Source organism: Streptococcus thermophilus, from assembly GCF_010120595.1.
Lineage (GTDB): Bacteria > Bacillota > Bacilli > Lactobacillales > Streptococcaceae > Streptococcus > Streptococcus thermophilus.
In genome coordinates, this window is record NZ_CP038020.1 from 2,036,991 (window position 1) to 2,055,117 (window position 18,127).

General features: G+C 39.9%; 21 protein-coding genes and 1 pseudogene. 2 read left to right on the forward strand and 20 right to left on the reverse strand.

Features of this window, described 5'->3' with window-relative positions; all coding sequences use genetic code 11:
• Positions 1–36 precede the first annotated feature (36 nt).
• Together E3C75_RS10660 and E3C75_RS10665 are read left to right on the forward strand one after the other, a co-directional pair.
• Positions 37–462 carry an HIT family protein gene (locus E3C75_RS10660; protein WP_100273371.1) on the forward strand — a complete coding sequence of 142 codons (426 nt, stop codon included), beginning with the start codon at positions 37–39 and terminating at the stop codon, positions 460–462.
• Entirely contained in the window at positions 459–755 is a 297-nt protein-coding gene (locus E3C75_RS10665) for a hypothetical protein (RefSeq protein WP_084829046.1), read from the forward strand. Before E3C75_RS10660 ends, E3C75_RS10665 begins: the two co-directional genes overlap by 4 nt.
• 19 nt (positions 756–774) lie before the next feature.
• On the opposite strand, the gene E3C75_RS10670 is transcribed toward E3C75_RS10665, so the two are convergent.
• The 20 genes and pseudogenes from E3C75_RS10670 to E3C75_RS11915 form a co-directional block, all read right to left on the reverse strand.
• Positions 775–1,125: a ribonuclease gene (locus E3C75_RS10670; protein WP_111679682.1), complete on the reverse strand. Its 351-nt coding sequence runs from the start codon at positions 1,123–1,125 to the stop codon at positions 775–777.
• Between the two features lie 37 nt (positions 1,126–1,162).
• A complete protein-coding gene (locus E3C75_RS10675; RefSeq protein ID WP_100273370.1) occupies positions 1,163–1,507 on the reverse strand; it encodes a hypothetical protein in 345 nt (114 codons plus the stop codon).
• A gap of 19 nt (positions 1,508–1,526) precedes the next feature.
• Complete coding sequence (locus E3C75_RS10680) at positions 1,527–2,024, reverse strand: hypothetical protein (RefSeq protein WP_223899742.1); 498 nt, start codon at positions 2,022–2,024, stop codon at positions 1,527–1,529.
• 60 nt (positions 2,025–2,084) lie between these two features.
• Complete coding sequence (locus tag E3C75_RS10685; RefSeq protein WP_111679683.1) at positions 2,085–3,260, reverse strand: IS256-like element IS1191 family transposase; 1,176 nt, start codon at positions 3,258–3,260, stop codon at positions 2,085–2,087.
• A 472-nt stretch (positions 3,261–3,732) separates the two neighbouring features.
• Positions 3,733–5,847 carry an ATP-dependent Clp protease ATP-binding subunit gene (locus E3C75_RS10690; protein WP_084829052.1) on the reverse strand — a complete coding sequence of 705 codons (2,115 nt, stop codon included), beginning with the start codon at positions 5,845–5,847 and terminating at the stop codon, positions 3,733–3,735.
• Between the two features lie 713 nt (positions 5,848–6,560).
• Positions 6,561–7,652, reverse strand: a complete 1,092-nt coding sequence (locus tag E3C75_RS10695; RefSeq protein WP_084829053.1) for a nucleotidyltransferase — start codon at positions 7,650–7,652, stop codon at positions 6,561–6,563.
• A gap of 6 nt (positions 7,653–7,658) precedes the next feature.
• Positions 7,659–8,399, reverse strand: coding sequence for a class I SAM-dependent DNA methyltransferase (locus E3C75_RS10700; protein ID WP_277426406.1), 741 nt, complete (start codon positions 8,397–8,399; stop codon positions 7,659–7,661).
• Positions 8,400–8,723: 324 nt separating this feature from the next.
• Positions 8,724–9,077, reverse strand: a complete 354-nt coding sequence (gene rsfS, locus E3C75_RS10705; RefSeq protein WP_011227491.1) for a ribosome silencing factor — start codon at positions 9,075–9,077, stop codon at positions 8,724–8,726.
• Positions 9,078–9,100: 23 nt separating this feature from the next.
• Positions 9,101–9,691: a bis(5'-nucleosyl)-tetraphosphatase (symmetrical) YqeK gene (gene yqeK, locus E3C75_RS10710; RefSeq protein WP_084829055.1), complete on the reverse strand. Its 591-nt coding sequence runs from the start codon at positions 9,689–9,691 to the stop codon at positions 9,101–9,103.
• Positions 9,688–10,320: a nicotinate-nucleotide adenylyltransferase gene (locus E3C75_RS10715; RefSeq protein ID WP_065972527.1), complete on the reverse strand. Its 633-nt coding sequence runs from the start codon at positions 10,318–10,320 to the stop codon at positions 9,688–9,690. The genes yqeK and E3C75_RS10715 overlap by 4 nt, the downstream gene beginning before the upstream one ends.
• A 104-nt stretch (positions 10,321–10,424) precedes the next feature.
• Positions 10,425–10,742 carry a ribosome assembly RNA-binding protein YhbY gene (yhbY, locus tag E3C75_RS10720; protein ID WP_002951701.1) on the reverse strand — a complete coding sequence of 106 codons (318 nt, stop codon included), beginning with the start codon at positions 10,740–10,742 and terminating at the stop codon, positions 10,425–10,427.
• Positions 10,743–10,980: 238 nt separating this feature from the next.
• Positions 10,981–12,099 (reverse strand): ribosome biogenesis GTPase YqeH, encoded by a 1,119-nt coding sequence (yqeH, locus tag E3C75_RS10725; protein ID WP_100262470.1) that lies wholly within the window; start codon positions 12,097–12,099, stop codon positions 10,981–10,983.
• Complete coding sequence (locus E3C75_RS10730; RefSeq protein WP_002951705.1) at positions 12,099–12,626, reverse strand: YqeG family HAD IIIA-type phosphatase; 528 nt, start codon at positions 12,624–12,626, stop codon at positions 12,099–12,101. The genes yqeH and E3C75_RS10730 overlap by 1 nt, the downstream gene beginning before the upstream one ends.
• A gap of 136 nt (positions 12,627–12,762) precedes the next feature.
• A pseudogene (locus E3C75_RS10735) lies at positions 12,763–13,677 on the reverse strand (DMT family transporter).
• Positions 13,678–13,744: 67 nt separating this feature from the next.
• Positions 13,745–14,137 carry a hypothetical protein gene (locus tag E3C75_RS10740; RefSeq protein WP_111679684.1) on the reverse strand — a complete coding sequence of 131 codons (393 nt, stop codon included), beginning with the start codon at positions 14,135–14,137 and terminating at the stop codon, positions 13,745–13,747.
• 97 nt (positions 14,138–14,234) lie between these two features.
• Entirely contained in the window at positions 14,235–15,677 is a 1,443-nt protein-coding gene (gene gatB, locus E3C75_RS10745; protein WP_084829059.1) for an Asp-tRNA(Asn)/Glu-tRNA(Gln) amidotransferase subunit GatB, read from the reverse strand.
• The gene (gatA, locus tag E3C75_RS10750; RefSeq protein ID WP_100273457.1) at positions 15,677–17,143 is read right to left on the reverse strand and encodes an Asp-tRNA(Asn)/Glu-tRNA(Gln) amidotransferase subunit GatA; all 1,467 of its coding nucleotides are present in this window, start codon (positions 17,141–17,143) and stop codon (positions 15,677–15,679) included. Before gatA ends, gatB begins: the two co-directional genes overlap by 1 nt.
• On the reverse strand, positions 17,143–17,445 hold the full coding sequence (gatC, locus tag E3C75_RS10755) for an Asp-tRNA(Asn)/Glu-tRNA(Gln) amidotransferase subunit GatC (protein ID WP_002884769.1): 303 nt from the start codon (positions 17,443–17,445) through the stop codon (positions 17,143–17,145). Before gatC ends, gatA begins: the two co-directional genes overlap by 1 nt.
• A gap of 174 nt (positions 17,446–17,619) precedes the next feature.
• Positions 17,620–17,838 (reverse strand): glycosyltransferase, encoded by a 219-nt coding sequence (locus E3C75_RS10760; protein ID WP_223899686.1) that lies wholly within the window; start codon positions 17,836–17,838, stop codon positions 17,620–17,622.
• Positions 17,777–17,941, reverse strand: a complete 165-nt coding sequence (locus E3C75_RS11915) for a glycosyltransferase (protein ID WP_231838381.1) — start codon at positions 17,939–17,941, stop codon at positions 17,777–17,779. Before E3C75_RS11915 ends, E3C75_RS10760 begins: the two co-directional genes overlap by 62 nt.
• Between the last annotated feature and the right edge of the window lie 186 nt (positions 17,942–18,127).

The window sequence follows — 18,127 nt, forward strand, 5'->3', positions numbered from 1 at the left end:
TCTATTATAACAGAAACTCATGGAAAGGTCGTTATTATGGATAATTGTATTTTCTGTAAAATTATATCTGGAGAAATTCCATCATCAAAAGTCTACGAGGATGACAAGGTTCTAGCCTTCCTCGACATCTCCCAAGCTACAAAAGGACATACTCTGGTCATTCCTAAAGAACACGTTCGCAACATCTTAGAAATGTCTGCTGAAAACGCAGAGACTGTCTTTAGCCGTGTCCCTAAAATTGCCCGTGCCGTCCAAAAAGCAACAAAAGCTATCGGAATGAATGTTCTCAACAACAACGAAGAAGTAGCTGGACAGACTGTCTTCCATGCCCATATCCATCTAGTACCTCGTTACGGTTCAGACGACGGTATCCATATGAGCTTTGATGAGCATGAACCTGACTTCGCTGCTCTAGCAAACCTTGCTGACAGCATTGCTAAAGAGGAAGAGGTAACAGAATGAAACTCGGACGCCTTCTAGCTCTTGGAACCCTTGCCTGTGGTGCCTACTACGCCCATAAACGACGTGAAGACATCAAAGAAGAGATCCTAGACCTCAACCAATCACGAGAAAATATCTCTCACGATCTGGACAGAATCAAACGCAACCTTGACATCATCAAGAAACAAAACCTTGTGCTTGATGACATCAAACAAGACCTCAACTATAAAACACGCGTCTTCCAAAAAGACCTAGAACCTCGACTCAGCATCATCCAAGAACACTTGAAAAAATATCAAAGTGACGATAAATAATAAAGGTAAGTAGCCTGTGCTAGTTACCTTTTTCTGTTGCTTTCCACTTTTTAAATTCCTGATATTCTCTAAAGCTTTCATCATCAGACAAATCATGCTTTTCATCTGATTCATAAGATGGCGATACAAACTCTTCAAAATCATCTAAAAATCCGTTATTACGGTGTTTTTGACTTTTCCTCCAAGTTCTACCTTGTTTTATAGCAGTGTCTGAATTGATTTTATTATTTATCACATTTCCAGCTATAGCACCTAAACCGAGCCATTTTGCTATATTACCTACTTTATTGATTACCTCTGAAATTGTCGCAAAAATCATGATAATTACCATGATGGCCATAAGGAAAAACATTGGCCAAAATAAATCCATCTTACCCTCCTTGAAATGATTTTCTCATATTCAAATATTAAAGAAATTTTTTCAGGCTCGATAGATACAATGAACCACCGATTATTCCTAATATTCCGCCAATCCATCCCAAGAAAGGAATAAGAGAAATCGCCCCTCCAACAATCAAAAGTACACTAGGAGCAGTTCCTACCGGTGTATCCCCTTTATAATATACAGCACCAACTATTCCAAGTACTAGTAGTGCTAGCTTTACAAGATATACAAACAAAGTTGTTAATCCAGTCGCGGCTTCTGATCCCGAAGATGCTACACCTAAAATAAACCAGATTGCAAAAAGAAGAAAGATTCCTCCGATTAATCCTACTACTCCATTTATTATGGCTAATGTTTTTGTTTTCATTTAATCTCCTTTAATTATATTATTGAATTTGGGTTGAAATATTTACTATATATTCCTTCAATCCATTACGGTAATTTTTCAAACATTCAACTAGACTATCCTTACCAATAATCTTCGTGTTTCCCATCGCACCGTATTCTTTCTTCTGTTCTTCCAAAGATTTCAATGTTTCTTGTTTCATTTGCTCAATTGTATTTGCATTATCTAGTACTGTACCAGCGACAGCATTTTGATAATTCGTTAGATATTCATCAACAATTTTTGAATACATCGTTAGATAGTCGTTATAGGTTGAAATACTCTCAATTGTGGCATCAGATGTGTCCTGAGGGTTAAAATTACTTGAACTTACAGAACCTGAAGAGCTTGATGTTGTTGAAGAACTTGAAGATTTACTTGTAACGACTTCTGAAATATTTTTTGCAGTATTTATTAAGTTTTTACTAGCCGAACAACCTGTTAGTGCTATAGATAGTAAAATCATAAAAAAAGTAAATAAACATTTTTTCTTTTTCAATAAGAATTCCTCGATACTGTCAATAATTATGTGTAAACACTCAAGTAGAGTTGAAGAATGTTAATCAAATAAGCTTTCAAGTGTGTCAGCACAATGGCCAAATCCTTTATGGATGCGTTGATTTTGCTTGAAATTATAATCTTCAAACAGGGTAACTAAATAACGTTCCAGAGCCTCCTCGTTAGGAAAAAGGACCTTCTTTTTCGTTTGACGTTTGATTTCTTTGTTAAGAGACTCAATGAGGTTTGTCGAATAAATGCTATGCCAAATCTGGTAGGGAAACTGATAAAAAGTTAAAAGATTATCCGTATTCTCCAGACTTTCCATGACTTTCCTATACTTTGGTTTCCATTCGGCGATAAAGTTCTCTAAAGCTTGCACTGCCATTTCTAAATTTTCAGCACGATAAATCGTTTTAAATTGCTCCAGAATAACCGCTCTATCTGCTCGTTTCACTTTACTAGCTAGATTTCGACTAATATGAATTAAGCAACGTTGTTGTTTAGCTAATGGGTAAGCCTGATTGATAATCTCTTCAAGCCCCTTGAAGCCATCGGTCACTACAAGAGAAACCTGTTGGATTCCTTGGTTTTGAAGCTTGTCTAACAGGGTGGACCAAGAAGCATTGTTTTCATTTGGAGCGATTTCATATCCAAGAACAGCCTTCTGTCCTTCTGGTGTAATGCCAAGTGCGATATGAATACATTCTTTACTAACGGTTCCACGTCTTAAGGGAAGATAGGTTCCGTCAAGAAATAAAACAGAGTAATTGGCTTCTAAGCTTCGCTCATGAAAAGTAGCGACATTCTCCTGAGTTGCTTTTGAGATATTAGAAATTGTGGCAGGACTATAGTGATGACCATACATTCGCTCGATGATATCACTAATTTCTCGAGTCGTTACACCGGTTTGATAGAGTTTGATAACCATCTCTTCCAAGTGGTCATCTCGACGTCCATAAGCGGGAAGCAAAGCTGGACTAAAGTTCCCATTACGATCTCTAGGAATACTCAACTGAACAGTCCCATATTTGGTTTCGAATTTCCGTGCATAGCTTCCGTTACGACTATTCCCAGAATTATAGCCTAATTTATCGTAAGGTTCATACCCTAAAAAGGCTGATAACTCTGCTTGAAGCAGATCATTCATAGCTGTTTCAAGAGAAGTACGGAAAAATTCATCAATATCTTGCTTTTGGGCTAGGAAGTTAAGTAGTTCTGTGGTAAACTGAGTCATAGGAATAAATCTCTTTCTAGTAATGTTTTGCAACTCTACTATAACGGATTTATTCCTTTTTGTGTTTACACAACTTATTTTACACTACCGAATTCCTCACCTAAATTTAATTTTCCATAATATTATATATATACATATACGTTGTCAATATTTTCTTAAAAATATAATGTATTTTTAACTATTCATATCATAAGATTATTATAATTTCATATCATTTTAAAATTAAGAATAAACATGGAAGTCATAGCAATACCCAAAACAAGATTTTCCGCTGTGCTAAAGGTGAGAGAAACCATATTGCTTATCTCACTCGGAAGATTTGAGACTTAGGCTCAAATCTTAGGAATGGAATTCCGTTAGAAAGTCGCTTCCGTCCGTAGCACCCAAGGAAAGTCTTAAATAAAAAAGAAAAAAGCAGAGATGTCTACTAACATCTCTGCTTCATTAATCGGATTAGGAGTTCCTATGCTTTTTATTTAGCATCTTTTTCTTTTTTTTCTTTGATAACTAAGACACCATCTTCCATATCAGCTTCTAGGTGTTTAGCATCAAGGTTATCCAAGTGGAAGTCTGTGACTTTGTCACGGATTTGTTGTTCAACCACACGACGGAGTGGACGAGCACCCATAACTTCATCATAGCCTTCTTCTGTCATATAGGCTTTAGCAGCTTCGCTAACTGCCAAGTCAATGCCTTTCTTAGAAAGAGTCTTGTTAACTTCATTCAACATAAGATCGACAATCTTAGAAAGGTCCTCCTTATCTAAGTGTGAGAACTCAATAATTGCGTCGAAACGGTTAAGGAATTCAGGACGGAAGTAAGGTTTCAAACGATCCATGAGTTCTGGTTTATCAGCATCTTCTGTCAAGTTAGATTCGTAACCAAAGCCAGCGTTTGAAGTTGCGATAATGACTGTGTTCTTGAAGTTTACAGTATTACCTTGACCATCAGTCAAACGGCCATCATCCAAAACTTGGAGGAGAAGGGTGATAACTTGAGGGTCTGCCTTTTCAATTTCATCAAGAAGGATGATTGAATAAGGGTTACGACGAACACGTTCTGTCAAGGTATTACTATTATCATCATAACCAACATAACCAGCTGTTGTACCAATCAATTTAGAAACGGCTGTGCGGTCGCTGTATTCTGACATGTCCAAACGGATGATAGCATCTTTGGTACCGAACAAATCAAGGGCCAATTGTTTAGCCAACTCAGTTTTACCAACACCAGTAGGTCCTACAAAGAGGAAGCTACCGATTGGACGGTTACCTTCGTCAAATCCTGCACGATTACGACGAATGGAACGTGCCACTGCTTCAACGGCCTTATCTTGACCAATAACCTTAGCTTGCAAACGGTTACCCATATCTTTCAAACGTTCGATATCCGTTGCACCCATTTGAGATACTGGAATACCAGTCATACGTTCTACGGATTCAGCCACATCGTTTACAGTCGCAGTCACCTTGCGATCTTTTGCATGGTTAGCAATTTCCTTTTCAAGTTTTTCAATACGAATCTTAGAATTTAGAGCTGCTTCGTAATCTTCTTTAGCAACTGCAGCTTCTTGTTTAGCTTTTTCTTCTTCGATTTCACGTTCAACAGCATTGACATCAGTTACTGGATGTTGTGCTGCCAAGTGAGCTGCTGTCATGTCCAAAAGGTCAATAGCCTTATCTGGCAAGCTACGTTGTGGAATGTATTGTACTGAAAAATCAACCGCTGCTTTCAAGACATCATCTGGCAAGATAACATTGTGGTGTTTTTCATAAAGATCACGAATACCTTGAAGAATCTTGAAGGTATCTTCAGGAGAAGGAGCATTGACCTTAACTTCGTTGAAACGACGAGCAAGGGCAGGATTCTTCAAGATAGTGTTACGGTATTCATCTTGAGTTGTTGCACCAATCACTGTTATTTCACCACGTGAAAGAGCAGGTTTCAAGATATCAGCCAGACCTTTAGAACCTTGACCATCGCCAGTGCTTCCGGCACCAAGAATTTGATGAATTTCATCGAAGAAGAGGATAATGTTTCCAGCTTCTTTGACTTCATTTATCAAGTTTTGAATGTTTTCTTCAAAGCTACCACGGTATTGAGTACCAGCTTCAAGTGCAGAAATATCAATTGAGATGATTTCTTTGTCCTTGATAGCAGCTGGGACATCACCATTAACGATGGCTTGTGCCAAACCTTCAACTACAGCTGTTTTACCAACCCCAGCATCACCGACAAGGACTGGGTTATTCTTAGTACGACGAGCCAAGATTTCGCTAGTTTCTTGGATTTCTTTGTTACGTCCGATAACAGGATCCAATTTACCTTCACGAGCTTCTTGAGTCAAGTTACGACCAATTTTAGCAAGAATACCATCTTGTTTAGGTCCGTTACCCTGTTGTTGCGTTGGGTTCACTGCTTCACCTTGATTACCAGGCAATTTACCTGTTTGACGGTAAATTGCAAATTCTTCAGGTGACACTTCACGACCGTTAATCATGTAGCGACGGCTTTCTGAACGGAAACCACCCATGTTACCCATCAATTGATTGAAAAGATCATCCATATTATTAAAGTTGTTGTTCATATAATCACCTCATACTGTGTTTTCTTGTGATTTTTTAAGTGTTATTTTTTAGTTAATGTGTAAAAATTGACTTTTACTGACCAAAACCCTAAAAATTTTCAGAGCCTCAACTACTCTTCTAATAATTTTCGGTTTTGCTCTTGGTAGAAGGCTGAGAACTTTCACAGTCTTGAATTAATTTAATTATCATTCAGCATAAGAGCCACCTTCTTTCTGTGAATCTCTCAAAATAGCTAACTTACAAGTTTCTTTCTGAAATATGCTTGTAGCTTAAGGAAACTCTTTTCCTTAAGCTTTATCATATACCTTTCATATGCTTGGGTCAAGAATTTAGCTTTGACTTTTACTGAACTTTTTAATGAAAATTTAAGCAGACAAGCTGCAATCTTTTCATATCGGTATATGGACTGTTTTGACAGCCTTCATAAGGATTTCATTTCCTTATGTTTATATTGTACAACATTGGTCAGTATTGGTCAATGTATTTTTGACTTTTTTGACCTTTATTGTAATTTTTTTGCAGGTAAGCTATAATTACCTTTTTACAAGTATTTAAGCTAGTCCTGCAATCTTATAAGGAAGCTAAATCCTTATGGAATCATAATACACCATTAGTCAGCAAAGGTCGATAGTTTTGTTTGATCTTATTTGACCTTTTGGAAAATAATTTACAGAAAGTAAAAAAGCCTACCAGAGGTAGACCTTTTATAAAACTATTTTACTCTAATCGGTATGCGTCCGAAGTTTTGTTCAGAAAGTTCGGGGTTGCCTAATTGATAAATATTATCCGCTTGTTGTGTAAGTATATCCCAAGGTTCTCGTCCAATCCGAACCACTGTATCCACAAACTTCTTCACAGATTTGAGATGAGACTGCCCTTTTTGAGAAAATCCAAGCACATGAATAGATTTAGGCAAAGAATTATCCACAGCTCCGACTAGGATATAGGTCAAAATACGACGTACCCGTGCTTTTGTATAGCGTTTGGTTGCTACCTTATCCACCAGTTCTTCAACAGAAGAAACCTCACGAATAGCAGCTTTTAAACGACTGGCAATCTCTTCATTCACCTGGAAAACACTGGTCAAATCAGGGTTTGTAAGAATCTGATAAACCAGCAATTGGAAATAATTATCCCAAGAGACCTGTGGAGAAGTTTGAAAAAGTTTGCTATTGGGCATGAACTTATCCACAAAATCACTATCTTCTTTGTGGAGACGTAGACTGGTCGCCGAGGCGAAAGATACTTCCTTGTCTAAGGAATGATAGCCAGCCCCTTGTCTCTGGATAGGATTCAACGTAATGCCCTTACCCGCACAAGCTTTGGCATAGGCTAATCCTAGGATATGGTTGGGTGTATTGCCAGTAAAATCCACACCAGCAAACTTTTCCCACATTTTTTGCGTCTTTTGTGGATAAGACAAGTCACTCGGTAAACTTTCCACAAAGGCTTCCATTTCCTCTGACTTTTCAGAATAGACATCTGCTATAGTCTGATAGTCTAGGACTTCTTCCGTGCCAAAAGTAAGACTATCAATTCCCAGTCGAGACAAGATATCGACAGCCCCAGATGCAAAATAATCGGCAGACTGGACTGCCGTAAAGAAGGGCAACTCAACCACGAGATCTGCTCCATTTTCCAAAGCCATCTGAGCTCTAATCCACTTATCCACAATAGCTGGCTCACCTCGCTGAACAAAGTTCCCAGACATGGCAACAATTTTTATTCCTTCAGCATGATCCAAGAGATACTTGTGGCCGTTATGAAAAGGATTGAACTCAGCAATAATACCTGTAACTGTCATAGGCTCTTACTTTTGGGCGACAAAGAACCAACGTGCACTAGTTTCAGTCGGTTCCTTATCCTCGAAATCGGCGTAAAGCTTGAAAGATTTGAAGCCAGCCTGCTCTAGCAAGATATCATAAGTCAAGACCTCATAGGTACGCTCCTCGTGCACCTCATCATGACGGCTAAAGCTTCCATCTTCCTCTTGGAGAAAGAAGGTCAATTCATGAACTACAGAATGCGGAGCCGCATCCTCATAAGTATCCCAGAGCATAGCAAAATCCTCAGCATTTTCATGGTAAGAATATCCAGGGAAAACTTCATCAGTTTGATAGGTTGAGTGTACATCAAATATAAAGACGCCATCCTCATTGAGTGCATTGTAAACCTCTTTGAAGACGTCTCCAACCTCTACTTCATCCTGCATATAGCAGATTGAATCTGAGTAGCAGGTCACAAAATCATACTTGCCAGCTTGCGATAAATCCAACATATTGCCTTCAATAAAATCAATTTTCTGCTTGGCAGAAGACGCACGCTTCTGAGCAATTTTCAACATATCAGCACTCAAATCAAGTCCAGTGACATCAAAACCAGCTTGAGAAAAACGTACAGATTGAATCCCTGTTCCACAAGCCAATTCAAGCAATTTCTTTTTGTCCATAGTCTTTGGCAAATGACGGAGGGAAAAATCCGTCCACAAATCGTAAAGACTGTCATCCATAACAGCGTCGTAGACCGCCGCAAAAGTTTCATAAGTAGCCATAATCATGATACCAAGTCCGTCTGTAATTGGAATGAAAATTAGAAGCTTTGACTTGGAATCCTGATCCAAGCCAAAGCTATCTATTTTCCGACGATTACAGGACGGGTTCAAATCCTTTCTAGGATACAAAGAGCGTTAAAAGCAGAGAGAAAATAGGAAACTTTCTGCCGTATCACTAGATACAAAGGAAGTTTTTCTTTTTCTCATAGCTTTGAGCTCGTGTTAAGTTTATAAAATTAACTAAACACGACACCCTATCCTTTCTTTCCATTAGATTTTCAATTAAGCAACAAAACCCAGTTATCGCTAACTGAGTTCAATTTCTTATGCCAAATAGGCTGACACATCTACCATTAGTGCTTCATGCCAGAGTTTTTCGAGGTTATAGTGTGCACGCTCATCTTCTGTAAAGATGTGAACAACGACGTCGTTAAGATCCAAAAGAATCCAGCCTCCCTTATTGTCACCTTCCATGTGACTAGCGTCCACACCAGCTTCTTTAACTTTCTCACGGATGTTGTCGGCAATAGCTTCCAACTGACGGCTATTCATTGCACTCAAAATAACAAAGTAATCTGTTAGGCTAGTAAGACCATACAAATCTAGGGCAACGATGTCTTCAGCTCGCTTTTCATCAGCAGCTTTGACAACCAATTCAAGTAATTCTTCTTTAGTCAATTGTATTCTCCAGTAATTAATTGTTAATCTTTTAAGTAACTCACAAAAGCATTATAGGTTTCAAGAGTTTTGGGATAAATCGGCAAGGCCTGGTGCGCCAAGTGTTCTACCGTATGGACTGTTTCAAAAGCAACTGCTTTATCCAAAGATTGCTTTGCTACTTGTCTAGCTTCCTCTACCAAAGGGAAATTACGGTTATGCTCAATATAGTCAGCCACATAGACAATTTTATCTAGGATTGACATTTCATGACTTCCGACAGTATGGATTTCAATACTGCGTAGAATCTCAGAATCAGTTAAACCCAAATCTTCTTGGATTTTGTAAATCCCAACCATGCCATGCCAGATATTGTTTCCCCATTTTTTCAATTCAGGATCGAGCTCATACTTATCGATTAGCTCTATGAATTCCTGGTCTGGAAGTTCCTTGGCATAATCATGAAGGAGGCCAGCTAAACCAGCTTTTTCAGTATCGTAACCATACTTTTCAGCAAGAGCAATAGCAGCTTGCTCAACACCCAAAACATGACTAAAGCGTTTAGGACTCATAACCGTTCTAACTTTTTCAAGGAGTTCATCACGAGAAAAGTCAAGGTATTTTTCATAGGTCATTTATAGAGCCCCGCTTTCTTGATGTAGGCAAGTACAGACTGCGGCACCATGAAGTTAGGTATACGATCCTTCTTAATGTAGGATCTGACTGCACTTGAACTAATATCCATAAGGGGCACATCAACCCAGATAACAGGATATGAGGTTCCAGCCTTATACTTAGGACGCGGTACACCAACAAATTGAACCATCTCGATAAGTTCATCAATACGGTGCCATTTTGGTAGGTACTCGACCATATCAGCTCCAATAATAAAGTAATAATCCGTATCCGGATTAGCCTCTGTCAAGAGCTTCATGGTGTCATAGGTATAGCTGATTCCCTTACGTTCCAACTCGATGGTTTCAATATCCAAACCTGCGATGCCGTTAGTAGCCAACATAAGCATATTAAGGCGATGCTTTTCATCAATAGTCTCTTTTTTATCGATATGAGGGGGCTCAAATTCAGGCATAAGAAGAACTTCATCGAGACCTAACTGCTGACGCACCTGGTCTGCAACAACCAGGTGGGCATTGTGAACAGGATTGAAATTTCCACCTAATATTCCAACCTGCTTACGGCCGGTATCTTTAATTTCTTCCTCTAGTTGAACCTTTGTAAACGGGGTTACAAGATCTAATGCCATGTTCGTCTCCTCTTATTCAAGCATTATATGATTTTTTTAACATCTTCAATGCTTTAAAAGTGTTTCTATACCTTAATTTGTCCTTCACCAAGTAACGTCAGCAACTATTTTTGGATGGCTTTAACATTTGGTGACAACTTACGATTTTCTTTTTTAGCAGATTCCTTGTAAAGAATCAAGATACGTCCAATCTTGAGGACTGTATCACAGCCGATTTCTTCTTCCAAAATTTCAGCAACTTCATGGATATCTTCCATAGTATTTTGAAGAAGGGTTACCTTAATTAACTCACGGGCATCAAGGGCGTTACGAACGCTAGTTTTGATATGATCGTTAAGACCGTTTTTCCCAATTTGTACAATAGGTTTAAGGGTGTGGGCTTCCGATTTGAGGAAGGCACGTTGTTTTGATGTTAGTGACATGTTTATTCCTTTTTAATTTTTTGATGTTTTTCTTAGATGATAGGGTCGCTCGTAAACTTTGGGTTCCATGGCTAATTTTTTGAGCTTAAAGTTTCAAAAATTTCGAATCCACGTAACATAGTATGTTGCTTGGATTACTATCAGGGCGAAAAACACATTGTTTGCTTATGGCTTAACTCTAGGCAAACTTTATGATCATTGAAAAGACTTTTTTATACTTTTAACTGCTTCATTAGGTTTAAATAATTGCTTTTCGCACAACGACACCAACGCCTTCTGGTGCCCAGGCAGCAACGATGGTTGGTTGGTCTGCTTTCCCTTGAACACGAATCCAGCCTAATCCTGAAAAGACAACGTCTGTCTTATCTTTGATAGTGAACTCGTGACGGACTAGTTTTGGAAAATCAGCCAATTCCTTAGGCCCAGGTGGCATAAGGAGACTTCCAACGTGCTTGTCATAAAAGGCATCTGCGCCGTCAAGTTTGGTACGGTGAAGCTTTAGATTATTGTCAAAGAAGGCTGTAAAACCTTGTTTATCACCATCAATGAAGTCAAAACGTCCTAGTCCACCTAGAAATAGGGTTTGGCCTGCATTTAACTGATAAGTCTTCGGTTTGATTTCCTTCTTAGGACTAACGTATTTGAGGTACTTAGCTGACAGATAGTGCGCCATCTGGTGACGGTGTATAATTCCTGGTGTATCAAAAATATAGCTACCATCATCTAATGGAATTTCAATCTTATCAAGGGTCGTTCCTGGGAAACGAGAGGTTGTGATAACATCCTTATCACCAGTAATTTCTTTGATGATGGCATTGATTAAGGTTGATTTACCAACATTCGTAACACCAACAACATAGACATCACGACCCTTACGGAGGGCTTCAATACGTTGAATCAGCTCTTTAATAGCATGATGATTTTGAGCAGATGTCAACATGACATCCACAGGACGCATCCCTTCTTCGTGGGCACGTTCTGTCAACCATTGAGTTACCTTACCGTCTTTAACGGATTTAGGTAGGATATCCTTTTTATTTCCAACCAAGAGCACATCATTACCCGAAACAAAGCGTGATAAGCCTGGGATGATTGATCCATTAAAATCGAAAATATCAACAACATTAACAACGAGGGCATCACTATCACCAACTTCATGAAGTAATTTTAAAAATTCATCATCAGTGATATGGACATCCACAATCTCATTGTAATGACGAAGACGGAAACAGCGCTGGCAGTATAGCTCACCTGTTTCCTCGACCTTTTTAATAGAGCTAGCAGGTGTGAAACCTGCTTTTTCTTTATCCTCTGTTTGAATTTGGGCTCCACACCCAATACAAAATAATTCTTCCATTAAATTCCTTTGTTGAAGGTCATTGGACCATATGCTTTTTCAATCTTTTTCCACATGCGACGTTCACGCCAACGGTTAAACTTGGTTACCCAAGAATCGGATTTCACCAAAGGCTTAACCAAAATCGAGCGAATACCTGCTCGGTGGCTAGCCCTAATGTCAGTCATGAGCTGGTCACCCACCATTACAACCTCTTCACGGTTAAAGTGATAGCGTTCAATCGCTTCATTAATGCCTTTAGTGAAAGGCTTCATGGCACGACTCACGAAATCTACATGGAAATTGGCAACTGCACGTTCAACACGTTTATGTTTATTGTTGGAGACCACAACCACTGGAATGTCAGCCTCTGTCATCTCATCTAACCAAGCTCGTAGCTCAGGAGTCCCATCAGGGTTGTTCCAAGCAATCAAGGTATTGTCCAAATCGACCAAGACGGTACGAATACCGTGTTCACGTAGCTGGTCAGGTTTCAAATCATAAACAGCCTCCACCATAAACTGGGGCCTATAATCGTCTATACTCATTTTCTCTCCAAAGTGTTAGTTTACTTCTTATTTTACCATAATTTTAAGGTTTATGTGTGGAACTTAAGTCCTATTTTTTAAGAACAACCTTTACAGAACAATAAAGAAAAGAACCAAAATCACTCAGGCTCCATTCTTATCTCTGAATTTTTTCTTTTGTTAGGGCAACTAAATTCTTAAGCGATATGATGATGACAGCAAGAACAATTAAAATCATTCCAACCACATCAATGGCAAAGAAGCGGTCACCCATAATTAATACGGTCAAAATGACCGATGTTACGGGTTCCACCGAGGCTAAAAGACTCCCTTTGACAGCTCCAACCATGGCCGTCCCCTTAAGGAAAATGGTGTAAGCAAAGAGTGTCCCAATGAAGACCAAACCAAAAAGCGCTAAGAGATTTCCACCGGTCAAAGGAAGCTTATACTTCCAAGCTTGGATAGCAATCGGAAAGACCAAACCACCAAGTAACATGCCTAGGCCAATAACAATCAGACTGCCCCATTTTTCAATGGCCTTAGCAGGCAGTAAGATATAAAGTGCATAGGTCACTGCCTAAAAGAGGCCCCAGAACAAGCCGATAGGCGTAATGGCCAGCTCTGTCACCTGACCATGCGTTGCGATAATAAATGTTCCCGCAATAGCCATGATAATCGCTACCAACTCTGAAACCATTGGAAATCTACGGTTCTTAGCACACACAAAAGTCAGAATGAGTACTGGCGTGACATACTGCAAGACCGTCGCAGTCCCTGCATTGGTATGCTGAATGGCACTAAGATAGGCATACTGATTCAAGACCAAACCAAAGAGTGCAAATAAGGCGATACTTACTAAGGTTTTCTTATCTTTAAGTGCTGAAACTAATTTTTCTGACTGCCTAAAAAAGACCGAAGCTGTCAGCAAAATCCCAGCTAGAATTAAACGTAAACTCGTTAAAAGATTAACATTAACCCCATGAGCCATCAGGTATTGACCCGAAACTCCTGAAAATCCCCAAGCAATTCCAGCAACCAAGACCATCAGACTCCCTTTTAATTGTTTAGACATGTGTTTTCCTCGATTATGATAATGCCTATTTATTATAACACAGGGAGTCGTAAATCAGTAGATAACTTCAGAAAAAATATACTCTTTTTCTTGAGGAATTTTCAAGCCACCAACCTATAATCCAGCCAAGAACTAAAAGATAATTTTCAAGTGCACCAATAGCGTTGACTGAGTGACGGTATTGAAGATAGCTAAGGAAATGATTAGTCCCAATCCCAAGACCTCCAATAATCAAAGCCATTAGAACAGCTCTCATATAAAACCAATCGTACTTGAGATTAACAGTAATCAGGATGACAAGAACTGTTACATTCCAAATACCAATCTCCCTCTGCCATCCGACAGAAATGCCGTAACCCGAATGACTTCCCATATAAGTTGGGAAGAATAGCTGAAAAATAATAGCACCAGTCATGGCGAGTATGACGAGGATAAAAAGGACTCTTAAGAATTTGTTCATGGGGTAACTCCTAAAATCTATTTATAATAAACTTCTTGACTAGTCTAACACAAATATTGCAAATAAAGAACCAACCTTTCGGCTGGTTCTTTATTTATCAATCTTCTTTCAACTTAGCCAATTCTTGGGCAAGTAACTTGAGGGCTACTTGTGGGTTTGCTTGGCCTTTAGTTGCTTTCATGAGGAAGCCTGTGAAGGCCTTGTCAGCATTACGTTTACCTGACTTGAAGTCGGCTATGGCTGCTTCATTATCTGCAAAGACTTGGTGGATGATTGGAATCAAGACTTCAGGATCTGAAATCTGTACCAATCCAGCTTTTTCGACGTATTCACGCGCACCGCCACCGTTTTTCGCCAAATGAACGAATACTTTCTTGGCAATCTTAGATGAGATGGTGCCATCTTCGATGATAGCAATCATTTCTACCAAGTTTTCGGGTGTCAATTGGATTTCTTCAAGCGTTTTGCCTTCTGCGTTCAAGAACTGAGCGACTTCACCTTGAAGCCAGTTAGAGACTTGTTTGGCGTCTCCACCAAGGGCTACGGCTGCTTCAAAGAAGTCAGAAGTAACCTTCGTAGCTGTCAATTGGTTGGCATCATAGTCAGACAAACCAAGCTCTGCCACATAGCGAGCACGGCGGTCTTTTGGAAATTCTGGTAACTCCGTACGCATTTCCTCAATCCACTCATCTGAGATTTCAAACAATGGAAGGTCTGGTTCTGGGAAGTAACGGTAATCTGCTGCTCCTTCTTTGACACGCATAAGGATTGTGCTCTTGCTGGCTTCATCATAACGGCGTGTTTCTTGACGAATGACACCACCTGAGCGCAAGATTTTCGCTTGACGTTGCACTTCGTATTCAAGACCTTTGCGGACATTCGAGAAGGAGTTCAAGTTTTTCAACTCCGTCTTGGTACCAAATTCCTCTTGACCATATGGACGAAGGGAAATATTGGCATCCACACGCATAGATCCTTCTTCCATCTTGACATCAGAAATGCCTGTGTATTGGATGACTTCTTTGAGAGCTGTCAAATAAGCGTAGGCTTCTTCAGGAGAACGCATATCGGCTTCAGATACAATCTCGATCAATGGCACCCCTTGACGGTTAAGGTCAACATAAGAGAAACCGTCTGTTCCATGCGTGTTCTTACCGGCATCTTCTTCCAAGTGAGCCCGTTCAATCCTGATTTTCTTAGTTGTTCCGTCTTCCAATTGCACTTCAATCCAACCGTTATAACCGATTGGCTCGTCAAATTGCGAAATTTGGTAGGCTTTTGGATTATCAGGATAGAAGTAGTTCTTACGGTCAAAGTGCATGTGCTGGTGGATATCCATATTCAGCGCCAAAGCGGCCTTGATTCCAGCGTCCACAACACCCTTGTTCAAGACAGGAAGTACCCCTGGGAAAGACCAGTCGATTACATTAGTATTGGTATTTTGCTCGTTCCCAAAGTGAGCAGAGGTTGGTGAGAAAATTTTTGAGTTTGTATTCAATTCAACGTGGACTTCAAGTCCGATGACTGTTTCAAAGTTCATTAATTGTCACCTCCAAAAATCACGGGTTGTTGCTTATGGTAATCCGTTGTAGCTTCAAAAGCAGCTGCGGCTTGATAGATGGTCTCTTCAGAATACTTAGGACCAATCAACTGCAAACCAACTGGAAGACCTTGCGCAAAACCTGCAGGAATCGAAATCCCTGGAAGACCTGCCAAGTTAACTGGAGTGGTCAACAAGTCCGCCAAGTACATGGCAACAGGATCATGATTGAGCGTATCCAAATCGAAAGCTACGCTTGGAGCTGTAGGACCAAGGATGAGATCGTAATCCGCAAAGACTTTTTCGAAGTCTTGGATGATGAGGGTACGAACTTGACCAGCTTTCTTGTAGTAAGCATCGTAGTAACCAGATGACAAACTAAAGGTACCCAGCATGATACGACGTTTGACTTCATCACCAAAGCCTTGGCTACGAGTGTTTACGTAGATGTCATCCAAGTTCTTGGCATCTTCCGCACGGAAACCATAGCGAATGCCATCGAAACGTTGCAAGTTTGAAGAGGCTTCAGATGAAGCAATGATGTAGTAGACAGCAACCCCGTATTTAGAATGAGGCAGGCTGACTTCCTCGACTGTTGCTCCCAATTTTTCAAAGTGCTTAGCCGCATCGAGGATGGTTTCTTTAACTTCTGGGTCAATCCCTTCCCCAAGGTATTCCTTAGGAAGAGCAATCTTCATGCCTTTGATGTCTTGACCAATCTTAGAAGTAAAATCGGCTATGCGGACTGGCGCAGATGTTGAATCCTTAGCATCTTCACTGGCAATAACATTGAGCAATTGGGCATTTTCCTTAACAGTTTGTGAGAACGTACCAATCTGGTCAAGTGAGCTACCAAAAGCAATGAGACCGAAACGAGAAACCGTTCCGTAAGTTGGCTTAAGGCCAACAATCCCGTTAAAGGCAGCCGGTTGGCGGATAGAGCCACCTGTATCTGAACCAAGAGACAAACGGACTTGACCTGAAGCTACAGCTGCTGCCGAACCACTAGATGACCCACCAGGAACCTTGCTGTGATCCCAAGCATTCTTGGTTGATCCATAGTAAGAAGTCTCACCAGATCCACCCATGGCAAATTCATCCATGTTAGTTTTCCCGATGACAATCATATCTTTAGCTTTGGCATTAGCAACCGCTGTCGCATCAAAAATAGGCTCGTAGTTATAGAGCATTTTTGAGGCCGCAGTCGTCAAAATGCCGTCAGTAGAGATATTGTCTTTGACAGCGAATGGAATCCCTGACAGGAGGTTGTCAGCATCGATTCCTTTTTCGTCAATGGCCTTAGCTTGTGCAAGGGCAGCTTCTTCTGCTACTGTCACAAAGGCATTGACTGCTTCTTCACGCGCCTTGATATCGTCAATGGTCGCTTGTGTCAATTCGGTTGCTGAAATTTCCTTAGAGACAAGGAGATTGTGCAACTCTTCAATGGTTTTATTGTTGAATGACATTAGGCATCTCCTCCATCTTCTAGGATAGCTGGTACTTTGATATAGTAATTGTCTTTTTCAGGTACATTTTTAAACAAACGGTCACGGTCAGTCCCTTTTTCAGCAACATCCGGACGCAGTACAGTCTTGCGGTCCGCCATGGTCGTTGTTGGGGCAACACCAGTTGTGTCCACTTCTTCCAACAATTCCACCATATCAACAATCTTCGATAAGGTTGTCGCAAACTCAGCTGTCTCTTCTGGAGAGAATTTCAATTTTGAAAGATTGGCAACGTGGGTTACCTCTTCTTGCGTAATTTTCATCTTGCTTCCTTTCGTGAAATGATGATTTTTCAATACCCTCTATTTTACCATAATTTAGCCTAATTTGCTGGGAGGATAAAAAAACTGTAGCAACTTTTTTGTCACTACAGTTTACCAATATACAGCTTTTTCAAAACAGTTATCGTATGGGTATCAAGAGCTTTCTCCAGGCTTCTAACATTTCTGGTTCAAATAATGTTTTGCCAGGTCGTATGAGGATTGGTACATAGACTCAAGATCACTTTCTAAGGCAAATAAAATCTTATCGGCCATCTGAGAAACAAGTAAATCCTCATCCATAGTCTCGCTATAAGGGACCAGATACCCATTCTCAGCATCTTTGATGAAGATTTTGCTCTTTTTGATGGGCAAGAGCAACAGCTCTAATGCCAAATCCGTTTAAATCTACTTCAAAAAGTGGTAACAAATCCTGCGTGAAAATCATATCACAGTCTAAATATAAAACGCGATTTTCTTGAACAAACTCAGGAATCACATAACGGAAAAAAAGTCGTATAATGAATATACGTACTCGGAAGCGAAAATTGTTTAAAGCTTTCTGCAGACATACGGCAATTGAGAATTTCCGAATCAATAGCAGCCAAACGACTATTCATAAGGGAAAACTAATCTGTCGGTAAATTCTCATTTAGCACATAAATTTTCCACTACCCTTGGTGTG